Genomic DNA, 15,102 nt, shown 5'->3' on the forward strand with positions numbered 1-15,102 from the left:
CACCACACCCGGACCGTGAAGCCCGCCCGGTCCGGCGGCAGCGGGCCCGGGGGAACGTGCCAGCGACGCGCCCGCCCGGCACCCCCGCTCCCGCAGGTCGCGTACGTGTTGCCCGTCGAGGTGACCAACGAGGGTCTCTCCGTGACCCGCTGGCCCTTCGAAGTCGATGTGCACCTGCCGCAGGGCTTCAGCCCCACGGCACTCCCCGAAGATTGCGAGACCCGTGGGGGACGCCTCGTGACGTGCACTCTTCCGCGCGGGATGCTCAGGCTCGACAGGGTCGGCGTTCTGGTGCGCACCCATGCCGAGCCAGGCGTGCAGCCCGGGTACCACTACGGCGAGGCGGTGCTGCGCAGCCCTGAGGACACCGACCGGAGGGACAACCGGCAGCCCTTCAGATTCCTCGTCCGGTAGGAGACCTGGACGGACGGAGATCGGGGACGACCGCACCCGGTTCGCCACCGCCCAAGGGTTGAAGGCAGACACGGGCCCGGCCCCCCAACCCGGGGCCTCCGGCAAACGGCAGTAGTTGGACGCCGGTTCGTCAAGGACAACCGGCACCGTGCGGGTCTTCTGCTTCGCCTTCGGTACGGATCGTGGGCGTGTCGTCTTCCGTGACGCTGGGCGCTTCCTCTTCACCTGCACCTCACCAGCTTCCCGCCCTTCTGATCCCGGAGCTGCACGCCGCTCCAGCGGACGCGCGGCCGACGGCTTCTGGGCGGGCGCAGCGGAGGCCGGTACAGGGGACGGACTCGGCGGGCAGCGCGCTCAACGGCGAGGCGGTGGTGGGAGGCGTCGAGCGACCGAGCGGTGCGGAGGAGCGCCGGTGCGGTGCTCACCGTGGGCGGCTTGTCGTGGGCCCGAATGACCGAGACTCACCCGGACGGGGCAGCAGGGCAACGAGCACCTGCCCTTGCGGACCGCCGACCAGCCCTCTTGAAGGCTGCCGCTCTGCTTGAGGATCCGGACCCTCAGGCCGGACGGCGGCACTTCTCACGGCTCGTAGCAGGGTGAATTCGACCGGTAGTGTTTAGGTGAATTCTTGACTGAATTCCCGTCAGTAAGCTTGGGTTGTTTGTCTTGATCTTGTAACAGCATCCCCGGAAAGGTGCAGACCTTGACTGGGTGGCAGTCGCAACTTGCTGGATTTTAAAGAGAATTGACGTGTCGTCAGATTCGATGTTCCGGTGACATTCTGATATCTCGAGGCCTGTTCCGGTTTGCCGGAATTCTCCGCACGATCCGTCTGGCAGGCTTCCGGGCACCCACTCCTTCGACCAAAGGAATTGAGGTGCGCATGATGATTCATCGTCGAGAGAAACCTGAGCATCGGTGCAGTCCGCACGAGCCTGGCCTTCTCACGGCTGCCATGGCGTCGGGGGCGACAGCGGGGGACATCGCCTACTCCGGCCTCGGTGGGCCCGCCCATGACAGGGCGCTGCTTGGTCTACGGCGGCCTCAGGGCCGCGCCGAGGGGCGACGGCGAGCGCAAGCGACCGTATTGCACCCGGCACCCACTGCACGCGCGGCAGCGGCAGCGGCAGCACAGGCATGGCCGCAGAGCTGCGGGGCGGCCGCAGCACCGATGCGACGCACCGTGAGCAACCGCCCGTACTACGACGAGTGGCTGCTCGACGTCCAGAGCGCGGATGACCGCGCCGCCCGGGTCTGGACGGTCCACGAGGCCGGCTGACCGGCCTCCAGCAGGCATCCCCACCACCCGGCCATCCAGCGGCGGGCGGTTGCCCGTGCCGTGGCCCGCCGGGGCGCCCGCATCCCAGCGCATGAGCCATCGCGCGGGCATGTCGAGAACGAGGCCGCCGTATCGCTCGTCGTCGATCGCTTCCGCCCGCCGGATCGGTCACGCCCACCACCGCTGCACGACCGTCCTCTCCGTCACGACCCCGGCACCCGGAGGTCCGCCGGTGTCGTCGAGTCTGCCGGGCCCGATGACTGCCCATCACCTCTCGGAATGCCGCCGAACCAGAGGTCGCAGTCGCGCCCCTCGCCAGCTGCGCCGCAGCCCGGACGGCCGGGTTGCGGGCAGGCAAGTCCCCGAAGCTCTCGGATCAAGGAGCATGATGCACAAACGTCGCGAGTCCCCCCGCAAGAAAGCATTGATAGCCGCGATCACCACCGCTCTCTCCGGCGGTCTGCTGTTCGGCTTCGGCGCCCTCGCCCAGGCCGATGTGGCCACTGGCACGGTCACGGGCGGGCAGGGCAACTACCAGACGGTCAACCACCGTGCCAAGCCGTCCCTCTCGGCCCAGGTCAACGGCTCCTCGAAGGTCGGCGACAAGATCCGGATGTCCTGCCGGACCACCGGCGACACCGTGGAGAACAACCCGCGGTGGATCTACACCGGCTCGTACTACATCGCGGACGCGTTCATCCAGGAGAACACCACCTCCCTGCCCGTCTGCGGCTCGAACCCGAACCCGAAACCCACCCCGACGACTCCCACGACCGCGAAGTCGCTCCGGATCGACATGCAGAAGCAGGTCAGGACCCAGTGGTGCTGGGACGCCTCTGGCGTGACCATCGCCAAGTACTGGGGTCGCAACGTCACCCAGGAGCGGTTCTGCCAGCTCGCTGCCCAGGGCACATGGGTGAACTGCAACAACCAGCCCGCGACGCTGGAGGACATGGCCAACGGCCTGGCCAGGCTGGGGATGAGCAACAGCGGCCGCAGTCTCTACCGCAACGCCTCGTTCAGCGAGTCCGCTGCCGAGATCGCCGCGGGCCGGCCGTTCGCCGTCCGGTTCGGCTGGCGGAGTGGCGGCGGCCACATGAACGTCATCTACGGCTACGACCGCACCAGCAACATGATCGCGGTCGGCGACCCGTGGCAGACCACCCAGACCTACACCTGGTGGAACTACAACACGTACGTGAACAACAACCAGTTCCAGTGGACCCACTCGCGCATCGGCATCCAGGGCTGAGGAGAAGACCGACCATGCAGACCACTCAGACCATGCGACGCGCCAGGCGCGCTGCCGTACGGGCCGCCGTCCTCGCCACGGCCACCCTCGCCGCCGCCCTGTGCGGCAGTGTTTCCGCACACGGCGCGGAGGGCGACGGCATCGCGGGCTACTCGTCCGCCCAGCAGACCCTCCGCAACGACCAGCTCCGCGACACCGTCTCCCGCTTCCTGGTCTCGGCCCGACAGCCCGGCACCGCCTCCGCTGCGGACGGCGGCTCGGTCGGCACCCGGGGCAACGCACCTGCCGCGGTCGGCGCGCCGCCGAGGTTCGATCTCAAGGACCCGGTGCCGATGTTCGAGATCAGCCCCGAGTTCGTGGCCGGCAAGACCCGGGCGACCCCGCAGACCGCACTGCGGCTCTCCTACCTGGCCTCCCGGGTGACCACCTCCGACGGCAAGAACGCCGCCGTACTGCTCGCTCCCAAGGGGAACACCGCCACGAGGGGAAGCGGCCCGCAGGACGTCGGCGCCGAGGGCTGGGAGCTGGCCGGCATCCGGGACGGGGACAACGATGTCAGCCTTGCCGAACGCGGCACCCCGCAGAGCCGTGCCTTCACCGAGCCGCAGATCCACGCCTGGTACCGCCTCACCGACGGTGGCATGGTCGAGCCGCTCAACAAGGAGGCGACCACCGGCCTCCGCGGAAAGCGCTCCATGACCCTCGCCGCCTACCAGAAGCTGGTGCACGCCCGGTACGGCGACAAGCTGCCCGGCTCGGAGTACGACCGCAAGGGCCTGGCCGGCGGGTACGCCGGCCTGGTCGAGGGCCAGCCGGCCCAGGCAGCCGCCGCGCCTGCGATACCCGCGCCCGAGACGTCCTGGCAGCCGGTGGCCGTCACCGGGGCCGCGGCCCTCACCGCGGCCGGCGGCGCCGTGGCGTACGCGCACCGCCGGAGGACTGCCGGCGTCCGCTGACCTGCCCCTTCGTGGAAGGCCGGGTCCCTCCCGGGTACAGCCTGAGGGCTCGCTCCTCGCATGCTCATGAGCGCGGGAAGGGGATCCGGCCGTGCGGTCCGAGCGGCAACCGGGACCGTGGAGTGACGAAAGGACCCGATGGGACACAGAAGGATCAAGCGACGGCGCCTGATTCCCGGGCTCGCGGCGTTGTCCCGCCGCCTCGTCCCGAGCACTGCCGCCCGGGTTCGCCACCGAGGCGGAGTGGCATCTGTTCCGTAACAAGCGGCCCGGTACGGTCATGCTCTGCGAGTGCCAGGTGGGTGAGCACTCGATGCTGACCCGGCACCCGGGATGCGAGGGCCGGTTCCCCTTGGGGCCCGTCGGCCACATCCACACGCGCCGGCTACCCGGGGCTATCCCGCTCTACCGCTGGTACGTCCCGGGCAGCGGCGACCACTACGTATCCCCCCGAGCCGACTGCGAGGGTCCCCACACCAGGGAGTCCCTGCTCGGCTACGCGATCCCGTGAAACGAAGTAATGGGTTGTGATGACAATGCGGCCAATCTGGTCATGTGCATGCTCAACAGCGTCCGCGCTCTGTCGTGACGCACGATGCGAGAAGCGGTCAGGAGCGCGTTTGCGCTCGGTGGGGATTTACACGGCCGTCCTGTCCGTGGCGGCCGGGTCGCTCGTCGGAGCGGGGGTGCTGACGGCGCCGCGGGCTGCCGCAGTGACCGCCCCGGTCGCCATCACGGCGGACGCGCTGCCCACATGGCAGACCAACGGCATCGTGTGGGCCATGGCCCACACGAACGGGGTCGTCTTCGCCGGCGGCACCTTCTCCGCGGTCAGACCGCCAGGTGCACCGGCCGGCAGCAAGGAACGGCCTGCAGTGAACCTCGTGGCACTGAACGCGGCCACGGGCGCGCCAACGTCATGCGCACTGTCGTTCACGGTGAACAGCGGAACGGCGACGGTACGGGCGCTGACGGTGTCGCCGAACCACAAGACCCTCTACGCAGGCGGCCGCTTCGGAGCCGTCAACGGCGTCAAGGTCAGCAACCTGGCGGCCATCGACATCGCCACCTGCACCCCGAAGCCAGGCTTCAGACCGTCGGTGAACGCCACCGTGCGGGCCCTGGCCGCCACCTCCGACAGCGTCTACCTCGGCGGCGACTTCACCAACGTCGCCCACCGGCCCCGCCGCTCCTTCGCATCCGTCACCACCTCGGGTGCGCTGCGCCCCTGGACGGCGGACGCCGACGAACCCGGCCGCGCCATCGACGTCACCCCGAACGGCCACGACGTCATCCTCGGCGGCGACTTCTTCCACCTCAACGGCGCCGACTCCCACGCGCTCGCCGTCGTCAACAGCAACAGCGGAGCCCTGACCAAGGGCTATCCGGTGGGATTCTTCGCCGCCTCCACAGTGGTGAAGGACATCACGACCGACACCACCAGCTTCTACACCGCCAGCGAGGCCGTCGGCAGCCAGGACGAAGGCCGGACCGCCATCAGCCTCTCCGACTTCAGCCAGCGCTGGCGGGACCCCTGCAAGGGCGCGACCCAGGCGGTCGAGGTGTACAAGAACGTGGTCTACTCCGCATCACACGCACACGACTGCAGCGGCATTGACGGGTTTCCCCAGCAGGCCGACGGCGTGCGCCAGCACCTACTCGCCCAGTCGGTCAACGCCCCGGCGCTGCTGGGCTGGACCCCCGATACCAACAACGGGATCGGGGAGGGAGTGGGACCGCGCGTCATGGCCACCGCCTCCAAGAACGGCACCGACTACCTGTGGGTGGGCGGTGAGTTCACCCACGTGACCGGCACCTCGACCAGCACCCACGCCGACAAGCCGCAGCAGGGCCTGACCCGCTTCGCCAGTAGCCCGGACACCGGCGCACCGTCGGTGCCGCAGGAGGTCAGGGCCACCAGTACCCGGCGGGGCGAGGTCGACGTCCGTTGGAAGGCCAGCTTCGACCACGACGACAGCAGACTGACCTACCGCGTCTACCGCAACGGCTCCAGCACCCCTATCCGCACCGTCACCGGCTCCTCCATGTATTGGAAGCGTCCGCAGCTGACCTTCACCGACACAGGAGTCCAGGCCGGAGCCACCTACACCTACCGGATCACCGCCAGCGACGGCACCAACACCAGCGCCCTGTCCGCACCCGCCAAGGTCACCACGTCCACCACGCCGCCCCACACAGAGCTGCGCCGCGGCTACAACCCCAGCCAGGGCCACGTCGCCACCTCCCGCGCTCTGCCACCCGGATTCGCCCATGAGGCGACGTGGTACCTGTACACCAGCGCACAGCCCGGCACGGTCAGGCTCTACGAGTGCCAGGTGGGCGGGCACTCCCTCCTGACCCGAGACCCCGGATGCGAAGGCCAGCGCCCGCTGGGCCCCGTCGGCCACATCCGCACCAGCCACGTACCCGGGACGATCCCGCTCTACCGCTGCTACATCCCGGGCAACGGCGACCACTTCGTATCCCCTCGAGTCGACTGCGAGGGTCCCCACACCATGGAGTCCCTGCTCGGCTACGCGATCCCCTGAACCACCCGGGTCGGGAGCCTACGGCTCCGGTCCACTCCGGTGTCGGGCGCGATCCCAAGCCCTGGCCCGAACTGTAGATCGGTCGTCCCCGCGGCTGCGGGCAGCCGCGGGGACGACCCGAGACCTGCGCTGGCCGGGGTTCGCCAGTGGGCGCGATCCCCGGGGCGACAGCCCGTGGCGAGAGCATCGAACCCGGCCCCGAGGACAACTGCTGAGCGGTCCGTTGCGGCAATCTGAACGAGAGAACCCGACGATACTTGCCGGATGGATGGATCAAGGGCTTCGTGGGTCAACACCACGCACGACTGGGCCGACACCGTGGACGCGGACCATCTCGATCGGATCCGCCGGGGACCCGCGGAGTTCGTGCCGGGCGGACCCGAACACCTCGTTCTCGAGATCGTTGCTTACGCCGCTGACGAGGCAGCGAGCCGAGGCGGCGGAGGGTGTGTGGTCACGCTGCATGCCGACGGCTCGGTGTCCGTCAAGGATGACGGCCGGGGCACCGACACGCGGGTCGACGAGCATGGCCAAGTGGTGAAGAAGCCGGTCATGGCCACAAAGGATCTCCGATTCTTCGACGTCCCGGAGGCGGAGCGGCTTCCGGACGGACATCCGCGTCGCGGCATGTCCGTCGTCGCAGCGCTCAGCGAGTGGCTGATTCACACCAACCGCCGCTCCGACGGAGCCTGGAGCCAGCGCTATGAGCACGGCCTCCCGGTGACCGATCTGCAGCCCGCCGAAGCCGACGGGACCACGGGGACCTGCGTGCGCTTCCTGCCGGACGGAGCCATACGTTCGCGGTGGTCGTTGACCCCGGACGACCTGGTGCGGTGGTCCGAGTATTGGCCCTACCTGACTGCTCACCTCGACGATCAGCGCGACGGCGCGGACCGGTCAGGTCCGTGACCACGAGGCGGCACGACCGAACTGTGCCGGGGCGGCAGGGAGAGTGCCGCTGCGCCGAGCCCCTCCCAACTGGCTGTCTGCAGATCCTCCGCGGCGCGGCGCGCACGGCTGGCTCCGGCCGCAGGGCGCCGAAGCAGATGTGAGCCGGATGCGCTGCGCGCGTCGTATGACCGTGCGAGGCGCTGCTCTGGTTCGCCGACGGTGGGACCGGGCCCGGTCCATGGGGCCGGGGAGGCCGACGGACAGGCTGTGGGCGAAGCCGGCAGTTCTGTCGTTCGTTTCATGCCTGTGACCCTGTTCCGAGAGGCCAGGAGGGTAGGGCCGAGACGGCACCCAGGGCTTGATCGAGTGAGGCGCCAGCGCGGTGGGAAGGGCACGGTCCCGGCGCGCTGCCACAATCGACCGTGGTCTTCTCCCTGTGAGCCCTCGGTACCGGCCGGCCCGCCCCCGCGCGACCCACTGCGCGAGGCCTCCAGTCTCCGCTGGAACGTCTGCTGCCCTGCTCGGCCCCGTCGGCCCGTGGCTGCCCGCGGGGGAGGGAGGGGGCGCTTGGTTGGGCTGTACGCCCAGCGCGGTCAGCCGTTCCTGCTCCTCGGGCAGCAGCCGCGCCCAGGCGGCCAGCTGCCCGTAGGCGTCGACCAGGTCGGCCAGGACGCGGTAGTGCCGCTGCCGGCCCAGGGGCCAGAGGCAGTTCCAGGTCAGCTCGCGCTGGAGTTCGCCGGCGGCGGCGAGGGACCGGAGCGTCAGAACGCGTAGAGCGCGTTGCCGTTCAGAGCTGCGGACATTGCGCACCCGTTGGAGAATGTGTGCTTCCACGCGAGGCGGCTGCCGCGCCAGACGCCATCGGCCGTGACGGTGACGGGGTCGTAGTACAGCGGGCAGGCCCGGTCCGGAGTCTGGGCGGACACAAGGCGGTTGAGCTCGCCGTCGGTGGCGTTGAGGGCGTCGCACGCCGCCCGCGGGTCGGGGTGCGTGCCCTCTGCGGTGTAGGCGCAGCTGAGGACGGTCGCCCGCAGGACGGTGCCCGTGCCCGCGTCGCCCCCCTGGATGACGGTGAGGACCACGGCGGACGGGGCGTACAGGCTCGCGGGCGCCGCCTCGGCCGCGCCCGTGGCGCCGGCGAGGCAGAGGAGGGCGGCGGCGGAGACTGCGGCTAAGCGGGGGCGCATGCAACACTCACTTTCGATCCGAAGGTCAAGATGGCCGCCATATTCTGTATACGGCGCTGAATTCACGTCGAGCCTGACAGATACGAAGGTGGGCCGCACGTCGACGGTCGAATTACGGACAGACGGTGCGGACTCTGGATCACATCGGCGTTCGCACAGCTCCCGCCGGGCGCGGGCGCGGCTGTCCCGCCCGAGGTCGCGCCCCTGCGGCGCCTCCGCGCTGGTGGCGGCCGTGTTCGGTGCACAGGAGGGCCGCCAGGGTGACCGGATCGATCCGGTGGGCGGGTGGACGGGAGCCGGCCGAGCTGTCCGTGGCCGGTGGTGGTCGGGGCCGGCCAGAAGGCACGTGGCGTCGCCGTGGCCGTGGCGGGCTGCTTCGGCTACCAGAACCGTGCCTCGTCGATCCAGTCCACACCCGCGCGCAGTGTAAGGGCGGGCATGCGAAACATCGCCCCCGGGTGCCCGGCGGCCGCGGCTTCGCCGAGCCAAGCTACTAAGCCTCGGACTCCCCACCGCGTCCCTCCAGCCAGCCCGGCGCCGGCAGCAGAGGTCGGACCACGGCCCACTGCGCGTCCGTCATATCTGTCGGGTAACGCCGTTCACGCGTCCCGTTGTCCGCGGCGTTCCCGAACCGGTGCGCGAGATAGTCACACGGCGGGGTGAACGTAATTGATCGACGCTCCCGTGCGCTCAAGGCCGCTGCGGATTCAAGTATTTTGGCGCCGTTGATACGCCAGGGTGCGCCTCTCCATGCTGAAGGGAGTGGATCATCTCTGGGGGAGGGCTGGGGTGAATGTCGATCTCGGTGGAACCCGTGTCCTCGCGGTGCGGGGGCACGCTGGCGGACGCCATGCGAGGAATCGTCTTATCGGGTGAGAGTGCCGACCTCGATGGTGAGCTTCCCGGTCTGCTTTCGCGGATCGCCGGTGGCTCCCGGACGGGGCTTGCTCCGGAAGCGGCGACGGCCCGCTCCTACGCGGTAATGCGCGCGCTGTGCGCCGCGACGGACCCGCCGTCCGTGATCGTTCGCGAGGTGCACCGGCTGTGCGCCGTGCACGATTGGGCGGCGGTCGCCGAGCCGACGGCCGGGGCCTTGATGAGCGTCCACTACAACCTGTGCGTCGCCTCGATCGTGGCGCTGTCCCAGCGGCCCGAGTACACCCGGGACCTGCTCGCGGAGCTCGACGGCATGCGCTCCGTGGGGTTGCTCATGGCGACGGAGGGCACCACCGGAAACGATCTGACCTCGATCAGGACCCGGGCGCGGTACGACGAGGCGACGGACTCGTTCGTTCTGACGAGCCCGGACGCGGCGGCGTACAAGGTCATGTCGACGTCGGCGTATCCGGGGGTGGCGAAGATCGCGGTGGTGCTCGCCCGGCTGGACCCGCCGGCCGGTGCGGGCCGGCGGGACCGGGGTCCGCTGCACGCCTTCCTGGTGCGTATCGCCACGCAGGACGGGCCGGTCCCGGGAGTTTCCGTCACCCCGCTGTCGCGGGGCCTGGCCGGGGGCATGGACTACGCGCGCACCGGGTTCCACGGAGTGGCGGTGCCGCGGACGCACTGGCTGGCCGGGCCGCGTCCGGACGGTGCCGACGCCGATCCGCGCAGGCCCGATCCCGGCTCCCTCGGCCGGTTCTGGCTCACCCTGGACTGCCTGAAGCTCGGGCGGATTCTGCTGCCGAGCATGGCGCTGGCCACCGCCCGCGCGTCACTGGCCATCACCGTGCGCTACTCCCTGCGCCGGATGACGCGGGGCGCGGCCTGGGCGGCGGTGCCCGCTCTGTCCCAGCGCAACCACCGCGCGGCCCTGATGACCTGCCTGAGCCGGGTGTACGCGGCCACCGCGCTCGTCAACGACGCCAAGGACCGCTGGGCCGCGGGTATCGCGGAGCCTGAACGCACCCTGATGGTCAACAGCGTGAAGGTCCACGCCTCCTACACGGCCCTGTCGGTGATCGACGAATGCCGGGAGCGGGCCGGGGCGCGCGGGATGCTGCTGGGCAACCGTATCGCCGAGTACCTGGGCATCGCGCACGGCGCGGTGACGGCCGAGGGCGACAACCAGGTGATCGCCCTCGCGCTCGGCCGCCTGCTGGCCGCCCGGCCTCCAGTCCACCTCGGCCGGCTCGACGCGCACGGCCCCGCACCGTCTGGAGGGGCCTTCGACGCCGCGCGGCTGCGGTCCCTGCTACAGGCCCGTGTCCGCGGCCTGCTCGGCGAAGCGGCCCGGATCCACCGGGCCAGCGGCCGGGCGCCGGGACGCGAGACGGCCGCGGAGGCGTTGCGCGACGCCGCGTTGGCGTACGCGGACGCCGAGGCGTTTCGCAGCCTCGGCGAACGGATCCCGGCCGACGGCGCCGACGCGGCGCGGTGCGTCCTGGAGCACTACGGCCTGGGCGCGGTACTGCGGCACGCCGACTGGTACCTGGCGCACGGGCTTCTGGACCCGCAGTCCTGGAACGCGGCGCGCGAACGCCTCGAACACGGCCATCGGGAGCTGGCCGAGATCGCGCAGGACCTGGTCGACGCCTTCGGATATGCCCCTGAGTTCCTCGGTGCCCCCATGCAGGACGGGATCGGCATCTGAGTATCACCGTGCGCCCGCGGGGGAGCACGCCGTCAAATCATCCCAAGAGGAAGGCAGTACGCGATCATGAGTGCACACCTGGAATCCAAGCACCAGCGCGCGTTCGAGCAGCAGCTCGACCTGGACGGCAACGGCTACATCGAGCGCACGGACTTCGTGGCATTCGGCGTGCGCGTGCTCTCCGCCTGCGAGAGCAGCCCGACCTCCGCCAAGGGCAAGGCGCTCGTGGGCGCCGTGCTCGATGTCTGGGAGGCGTTGCGTGCGCAGTGCGACATCGACGGCGACGGGCGTATCAGCCCGCAGGAGTACCACCGCGGCATGACGGGCGCCTTCGTGCACGAGGGCGGCGGCTACGACCGCGCGTTCCACCCCGCGGTGCGCGCCGTGCTCGAACTGGCCGACACCGACGGCGACGGGATGATCACTCCATCGGAGTTCCGTGCGCTGCAGGCGGCCCTGGGCACCCCGGACGGCGAGGTGGACGCCGCGTTCCAACGCCTGGACGCCGACGGCCGCGGGGTGCTGAGCATCGATCAGATCGACGCAGCGGCACGGCAGTTCTACACCGGCGAGGGCCAGGAGGCCGCCGGTGACCTGCTGTTCGGCGCGCCGTGATCCGCTCTTATCCGCCTCTGGTCGCCGGCGCACCCGAGCCAGCCGATCACTGGGTGTACACCGCGCGCGCGAGCGCCCTGATTCGAGATCCACTCACCGTCGGCCGCATGGTGTTGCAGCGCGAGCGCGGCCAGGCCGACGGCGAGGACAGCGAGGACCCCCGGCTGGCCGGGCGGGTCGCACTGGCCCGCCCGGACCAGCTCGCCCGCGCGCTGCGTGCCGCGCGCACCGCCCAGCCCGCCTGGGCCCGCGTCCCGCTCGACCAGCGCCTCTCGCTGGTCTCCGCATTCCATCGCCGCCTGGCCCGCCGCGGCGAGGAGTTCGTCGACCTGTGCGTCGCCGAGGGCCACCCGCTGCCGGTGGCCCGGTGGGAGCTGTCCGGAATGCTCGAAGGCTCACATCAGGACTCGGTCGCCTTCGCCCGCCGCACCGCCGAGCATGAGACGCGGGTCGGACGCCGCACCGTGCGCCTGCATTACCAGCCCGACGGCGTGGTCGCAATCAGCCCCCCGCAGAACGCCCCGGCCAGCGCCGGCGCGCTCGGCGTCTGGGCACTGGCCGGCGGCAACGCCCTGGTGGTCGGGGCGCCGCGCAGCAGCCCGCTGGCGCTGGCCTTCCTCTATCATGAGATCGTCTCCCCGGCCCTGGTCGAGACCGGCGCGCCGCCGGGCATCTTGTCTGTGCTGTGCGGTGATACGAAGGAGACGCTGCGCTCCTGGCTCGAGAGCCCCGACGTCGACACCGTCTTCTACTTCGGCTCCTCCGGGCGCGGCCTGGCACTCGCGGCCGAGTGCCTGGCCCGGGGCAAGAAGCCGGTGCTCGAACTGTCGGGCAACGACGGCGCGCTGATCTGGCGCGACGCGGATCCCGCCCAGGCGGCCCGCGCGCTGGCCGAATGTTTCCACGCCTCCGGGCAGATCTGCATGGTGCCCCGCTACGCGATCGTGCACCCGGACATCGCCGACCGGGTCATCGCCGCAGTGGTCGAACAGGCCGAAGCACTACGTCCCGGGCTCCCCGAGGATCCGCAGGTGCTGCTCTCGCCCGTGTTCAAGGCGCCCAGATTCCGGCAGGCACTGCGCGAGGCGACGGCGGTCGGCGCCCGGGTCGTGACCGGCGGCGCCCAGTGGGACCACACCGGCCGGCCGGCCACGGACGGCATGTTCATCCAGCCCACCGTGATCCGGATCGACGGCCTCCAGGCGGCGTCGGCGATCCCCGGCGTCTACGAGGAGACGTTCTTTCCGCTCCTGAAGCTCGTCGTGCCCGACCGGGCCCCCGACGCCGAACTGCTGGGCGGGGCCCTGGCGTTCCTCGACGCGAACCCCTACGGCCTGCGCAACTCCCTGTGGGCGGCCGACGCCGACGTCATCGCACGGTTCTCCAACGAACTGCGCAACGGCGGCATCCTGAAGATCAACGACACGCACAGCGGCAACATCCCGGTCCTGCCCACCCACGGCGGCACTGGCCACTCCGGCGGCCCCTTCGGCGGCGCCGCACTCCCGCTCCTGCGCACCAGCAGACTCCAAGCCGTCTGCGACGCCACCCACGCCACAGCGCAAGACCACGTCCTGTGACACCCGCAGCGGCCACCGGGGCCACGACGTGCCGCTTGCGGCACGTCGTGGCCCCGGTGGCCGCCGTCGAAGCCGCGGCTGTCCGTGCCGACGACGGCGTCCGCCTTGACGGACTGCGAGTCGATCACGCCGGCCGTCGGCTCCGCATCCCGGCCCGCCTTCTGGCGGACCCGGTCGCGCAGCCGGTCGTGGAACTCCCTGACCAGCAGGTGGTCGCGCCAGCGGCGGAAGAACCCGTAGACCCGGTCCCACGGCGGGAAGTCGGCCGGCATCGCCCGCCACTTGATCCCGTTGTCCACGAGATACCGGATCGCGTCCAGTATCGCCCGGTGGCAGTACGCCTCCGGCTGCCCGCCCCGGCCCCGCATCCAGCCCGGCACCGGCAGCAGCGGCCGGACCACAGCCCACTCCGCATCCGTCATGTCCGAGGGATACCTCCGAACACGTAACAGATGATCGGCCGCGTTCCCGAACCGGTGAGCGACACAATCACACGACAGAACCGGCCTCGGGGAACATCGGTACAGCGGTTATCGGTGAGAACGATCATGGTCGGGACGTAGTGCAGCTCGTAGAGCACGTAGAGGGCGAGCTGGAGGTCCTCGCCCCACGGGTCGGCCGCCTCGACCGTCCCGGCAGGGGCGGCTGGAGCATGGCCGCACCGCAGGGCCTCCAGAACGGCGGACGACAGCCTGCCACGCCCCTGCGGCAGGAGCGGAGCCCGTTCGGCGGGCGGGGGTCGGGCAGCGGCTGAGGAGGCAGGGGGCATCGCCGGGCCCTCTCCTTCGGTGGCGGTTCGGCCGCTTCGCGGGAGCGGCGGCGGTGGCTCGTGTCGCACCAGGGGTACGAGCGGCTGCGGCGGCAGGTGCAGACCGCGACCATGAACCGGTCCGACCGGTCCGACCGGTCCGACCGGTCCGACCGGGCCGTCGTCCCGTCCTCCAGGACGATCTCGACGGGCCCTTCCACCAGCACCGGTCCGCAGGACTCCACACAGACCCGCCGGGCGGCGGGGGACGCGGTGGCCGGCCCGTCGGCGGCCGGACCGCCCCGATCCGCAGGACGGTCCGCAGGGCCCGCGGGCTCTGCCCGCCAGCCGCGGTCGTCAGAGGCGCCGTGCACGTACGACCACCAGTTCCTCGCGTTCGGCGCCCTTCTCCGCCAGGCCCTGGCCCTCCAGCCAGACCCGGCGTGAACGCAGGACCGGCCCCCATGCCACTTCGGCGCGAGCGGTGACCTGTGCGCGAAGACCGAGGGCTGTCAGGAGGGCGAGTGTCCGTTCGGGTCCGCACAGCTTGGAGTGGACCATCAGCAGCACCCCTCCGGGCCGCAGGACGTCCGCGGCGGCCGCGCAGACGCGGTCGATGACAGCCCGGCCGTCGGCGCCCGCGTCCCAGGCCCGTGCAGCCCCCCTCGGCGGCGAGGCGTCGGGCGTGGGGACGTACGGCGGATTGGCCAGCACCAGGTCGAAGCGGGCCCCCGCCGTGCGGGCGGCGAAGTCGCCGTGCAGGACGCGCAGCCGCAGGCGCCGGCGCCAGGCGTTCAACCGGGCCGCCAGAACGGCACGCCACGCGACGTCGACGGCCGTGACGGCCGCGCCCCTGGCCGCGGCGTCCAGAGCGAGCGCGCCGGTGCCCGTACCGATCTCCAGTACCTCGTCATGACGTCCCAAGGGCTCTTTGGCTAGGGCGTCGGCGAGGAGCAGGGTGTCGGCCTGGGGGCGGTATACGCCCGGCGGCGCGATCAGGCCGGGGACGTGGTGGCCGTACGTAACGGCGGTGCCGGTCAC

General features: G+C 71.0%; 12 protein-coding genes and 3 pseudogenes. 10 read left to right on the forward strand and 5 right to left on the reverse strand.

The window, feature by feature from the left end:
* Positions 1 to 105: 105 nt before the first annotated feature.
* The 6 genes from ACIQCH_RS01750 (at position 106) to ACIQCH_RS01775 (ending at position 8,115) form a co-directional block, all read left to right on the forward strand.
* Positions 106 to 414 (forward strand): hypothetical protein, encoded by a 309-nt coding sequence (locus ACIQCH_RS01750; protein WP_402576909.1) that lies wholly within the window; start codon positions 106 to 108, stop codon positions 412 to 414.
* A 1,664-nt stretch (positions 415 to 2,078) separates the two neighbouring features.
* Positions 2,079 to 2,945, forward strand: coding sequence for a papain-like cysteine protease family protein (locus ACIQCH_RS01755; protein ID WP_402576807.1), 867 nt, complete (start codon positions 2,079 to 2,081; stop codon positions 2,943 to 2,945).
* A 14-nt stretch (positions 2,946 to 2,959) separates the two neighbouring features.
* Positions 2,960 to 3,901: a hypothetical protein gene (locus tag ACIQCH_RS01760; protein ID WP_402576809.1), complete on the forward strand. Its 942-nt coding sequence runs from the start codon at positions 2,960 to 2,962 to the stop codon at positions 3,899 to 3,901.
* Between the two features lie 629 nt (positions 3,902 to 4,530).
* Entirely contained in the window at positions 4,531 to 6,450 is a 1,920-nt protein-coding gene (locus ACIQCH_RS01765; protein WP_402576811.1) for a hypothetical protein, read from the forward strand.
* A 264-nt stretch (positions 6,451 to 6,714) separates the two neighbouring features.
* A complete protein-coding gene (locus ACIQCH_RS01770; protein ID WP_402576813.1) occupies positions 6,715 to 7,359 on the forward strand; it encodes an ATP-binding protein in 645 nt (214 codons plus the stop codon).
* Between the two features lie 549 nt (positions 7,360 to 7,908).
* Positions 7,909 to 8,115 carry a hypothetical protein gene (locus tag ACIQCH_RS01775; protein ID WP_402576815.1) on the forward strand — a complete coding sequence of 69 codons (207 nt, stop codon included), beginning with the start codon at positions 7,909 to 7,911 and terminating at the stop codon, positions 8,113 to 8,115.
* Here the strand turns inward: ACIQCH_RS01775 and ACIQCH_RS01780 are convergent.
* On the reverse strand, positions 8,103 to 8,528 hold the full coding sequence (locus ACIQCH_RS01780; RefSeq protein ID WP_402576817.1) for a subtilase-type protease inhibitor: 426 nt from the start codon (positions 8,526 to 8,528) through the stop codon (positions 8,103 to 8,105). The genes ACIQCH_RS01775 and ACIQCH_RS01780 overlap by 13 nt on opposite strands.
* A gap of 499 nt (positions 8,529 to 9,027) precedes the next feature.
* Positions 9,028 to 9,198 (reverse strand): annotated as a pseudogene (locus tag ACIQCH_RS01785) (transposase); the annotation flags it as partial.
* 348 nt (positions 9,199 to 9,546) lie between these two features.
* Between ACIQCH_RS01785 and ACIQCH_RS01790 the strand changes: the two are divergent.
* The 3 genes from ACIQCH_RS01790 (at position 9,547) to ACIQCH_RS01800 (ending at position 13,313) form a co-directional block, all read left to right on the forward strand.
* Complete coding sequence (locus tag ACIQCH_RS01790) at positions 9,547 to 11,118, forward strand: acyl-CoA dehydrogenase family protein (protein WP_402576819.1); 1,572 nt, start codon at positions 9,547 to 9,549, stop codon at positions 11,116 to 11,118.
* Positions 11,119 to 11,184: 66 nt separating this feature from the next.
* A complete protein-coding gene (locus ACIQCH_RS01795) occupies positions 11,185 to 11,733 on the forward strand; it encodes an EF-hand domain-containing protein (RefSeq protein WP_402576821.1) in 549 nt (182 codons plus the stop codon).
* A gap of 107 nt (positions 11,734 to 11,840) precedes the next feature.
* Positions 11,841 to 13,313, forward strand: a complete 1,473-nt coding sequence (locus ACIQCH_RS01800; RefSeq protein ID WP_402576823.1) for an aldehyde dehydrogenase family protein — start codon at positions 11,841 to 11,843, stop codon at positions 13,311 to 13,313.
* Positions 13,314 to 13,567: 254 nt separating this feature from the next.
* On the opposite strand, the pseudogene ACIQCH_RS01805 reads toward ACIQCH_RS01800, so the two are convergent.
* A pseudogene (locus ACIQCH_RS01805) lies at positions 13,568 to 13,735 on the reverse strand (transposase); the annotation flags it as partial.
* A 140-nt stretch (positions 13,736 to 13,875) separates the two neighbouring features.
* Between ACIQCH_RS01805 and ACIQCH_RS01810 the strand changes: the two are divergent.
* Positions 13,876 to 14,067, forward strand: coding sequence for a hypothetical protein (locus ACIQCH_RS01810; protein WP_402576911.1), 192 nt, complete (start codon positions 13,876 to 13,878; stop codon positions 14,065 to 14,067).
* 77 nt (positions 14,068 to 14,144) lie between these two features.
* Here ACIQCH_RS01810 and ACIQCH_RS01815 read toward each other — a convergent pair.
* Together ACIQCH_RS01815 and ACIQCH_RS01820 are read right to left on the reverse strand one after the other, a co-directional pair.
* A pseudogene (locus tag ACIQCH_RS01815) lies at positions 14,145 to 14,435 on the reverse strand (CDGSH iron-sulfur domain-containing protein); the annotation flags it as partial.
* A complete protein-coding gene (locus ACIQCH_RS01820; protein WP_402576825.1) occupies positions 14,419 to 15,102 on the reverse strand; it encodes a HemK2/MTQ2 family protein methyltransferase in 684 nt (227 codons plus the stop codon). The pseudogene ACIQCH_RS01815 and the gene ACIQCH_RS01820, both read right to left, overlap by 17 nt.

This window comes from Streptomyces sp. NPDC093225 (assembly GCF_044753805.1).
Lineage (GTDB): Bacteria > Actinomycetota > Actinomycetes > Streptomycetales > Streptomycetaceae > Streptomyces.

What these genes read in the sequence shown, in the direction of transcription:
- ACIQCH_RS01795 (WP_402576821.1), top strand. Translation starts at nt 11,185, where the DNA reads ATGAGTGCACACCTGGAATCCAAGCACCAGCGCGCGTTCGAGCAGCAG.
- ACIQCH_RS01780 (WP_402576817.1), bottom strand. Translation starts at nt 8,528, where the DNA reads ATGCGCCCCCGCTTAGCCGCAGTCTCCGCCGCCGCCCTCCTCTGCCTC.
- ACIQCH_RS01800 (WP_402576823.1), top strand. Translation starts at nt 11,841, where the DNA reads ATGGTGTTGCAGCGCGAGCGCGGCCAGGCCGACGGCGAGGACAGCGAG.
- ACIQCH_RS01760 (WP_402576809.1), top strand. Translation starts at nt 2,960, where the DNA reads ATGCAGACCACTCAGACCATGCGACGCGCCAGGCGCGCTGCCGTACGG.
- ACIQCH_RS01770 (WP_402576813.1), top strand. Translation starts at nt 6,715, where the DNA reads ATGGATGGATCAAGGGCTTCGTGGGTCAACACCACGCACGACTGGGCC.
- ACIQCH_RS01755 (WP_402576807.1), top strand. Translation starts at nt 2,079, where the DNA reads ATGATGCACAAACGTCGCGAGTCCCCCCGCAAGAAAGCATTGATAGCC.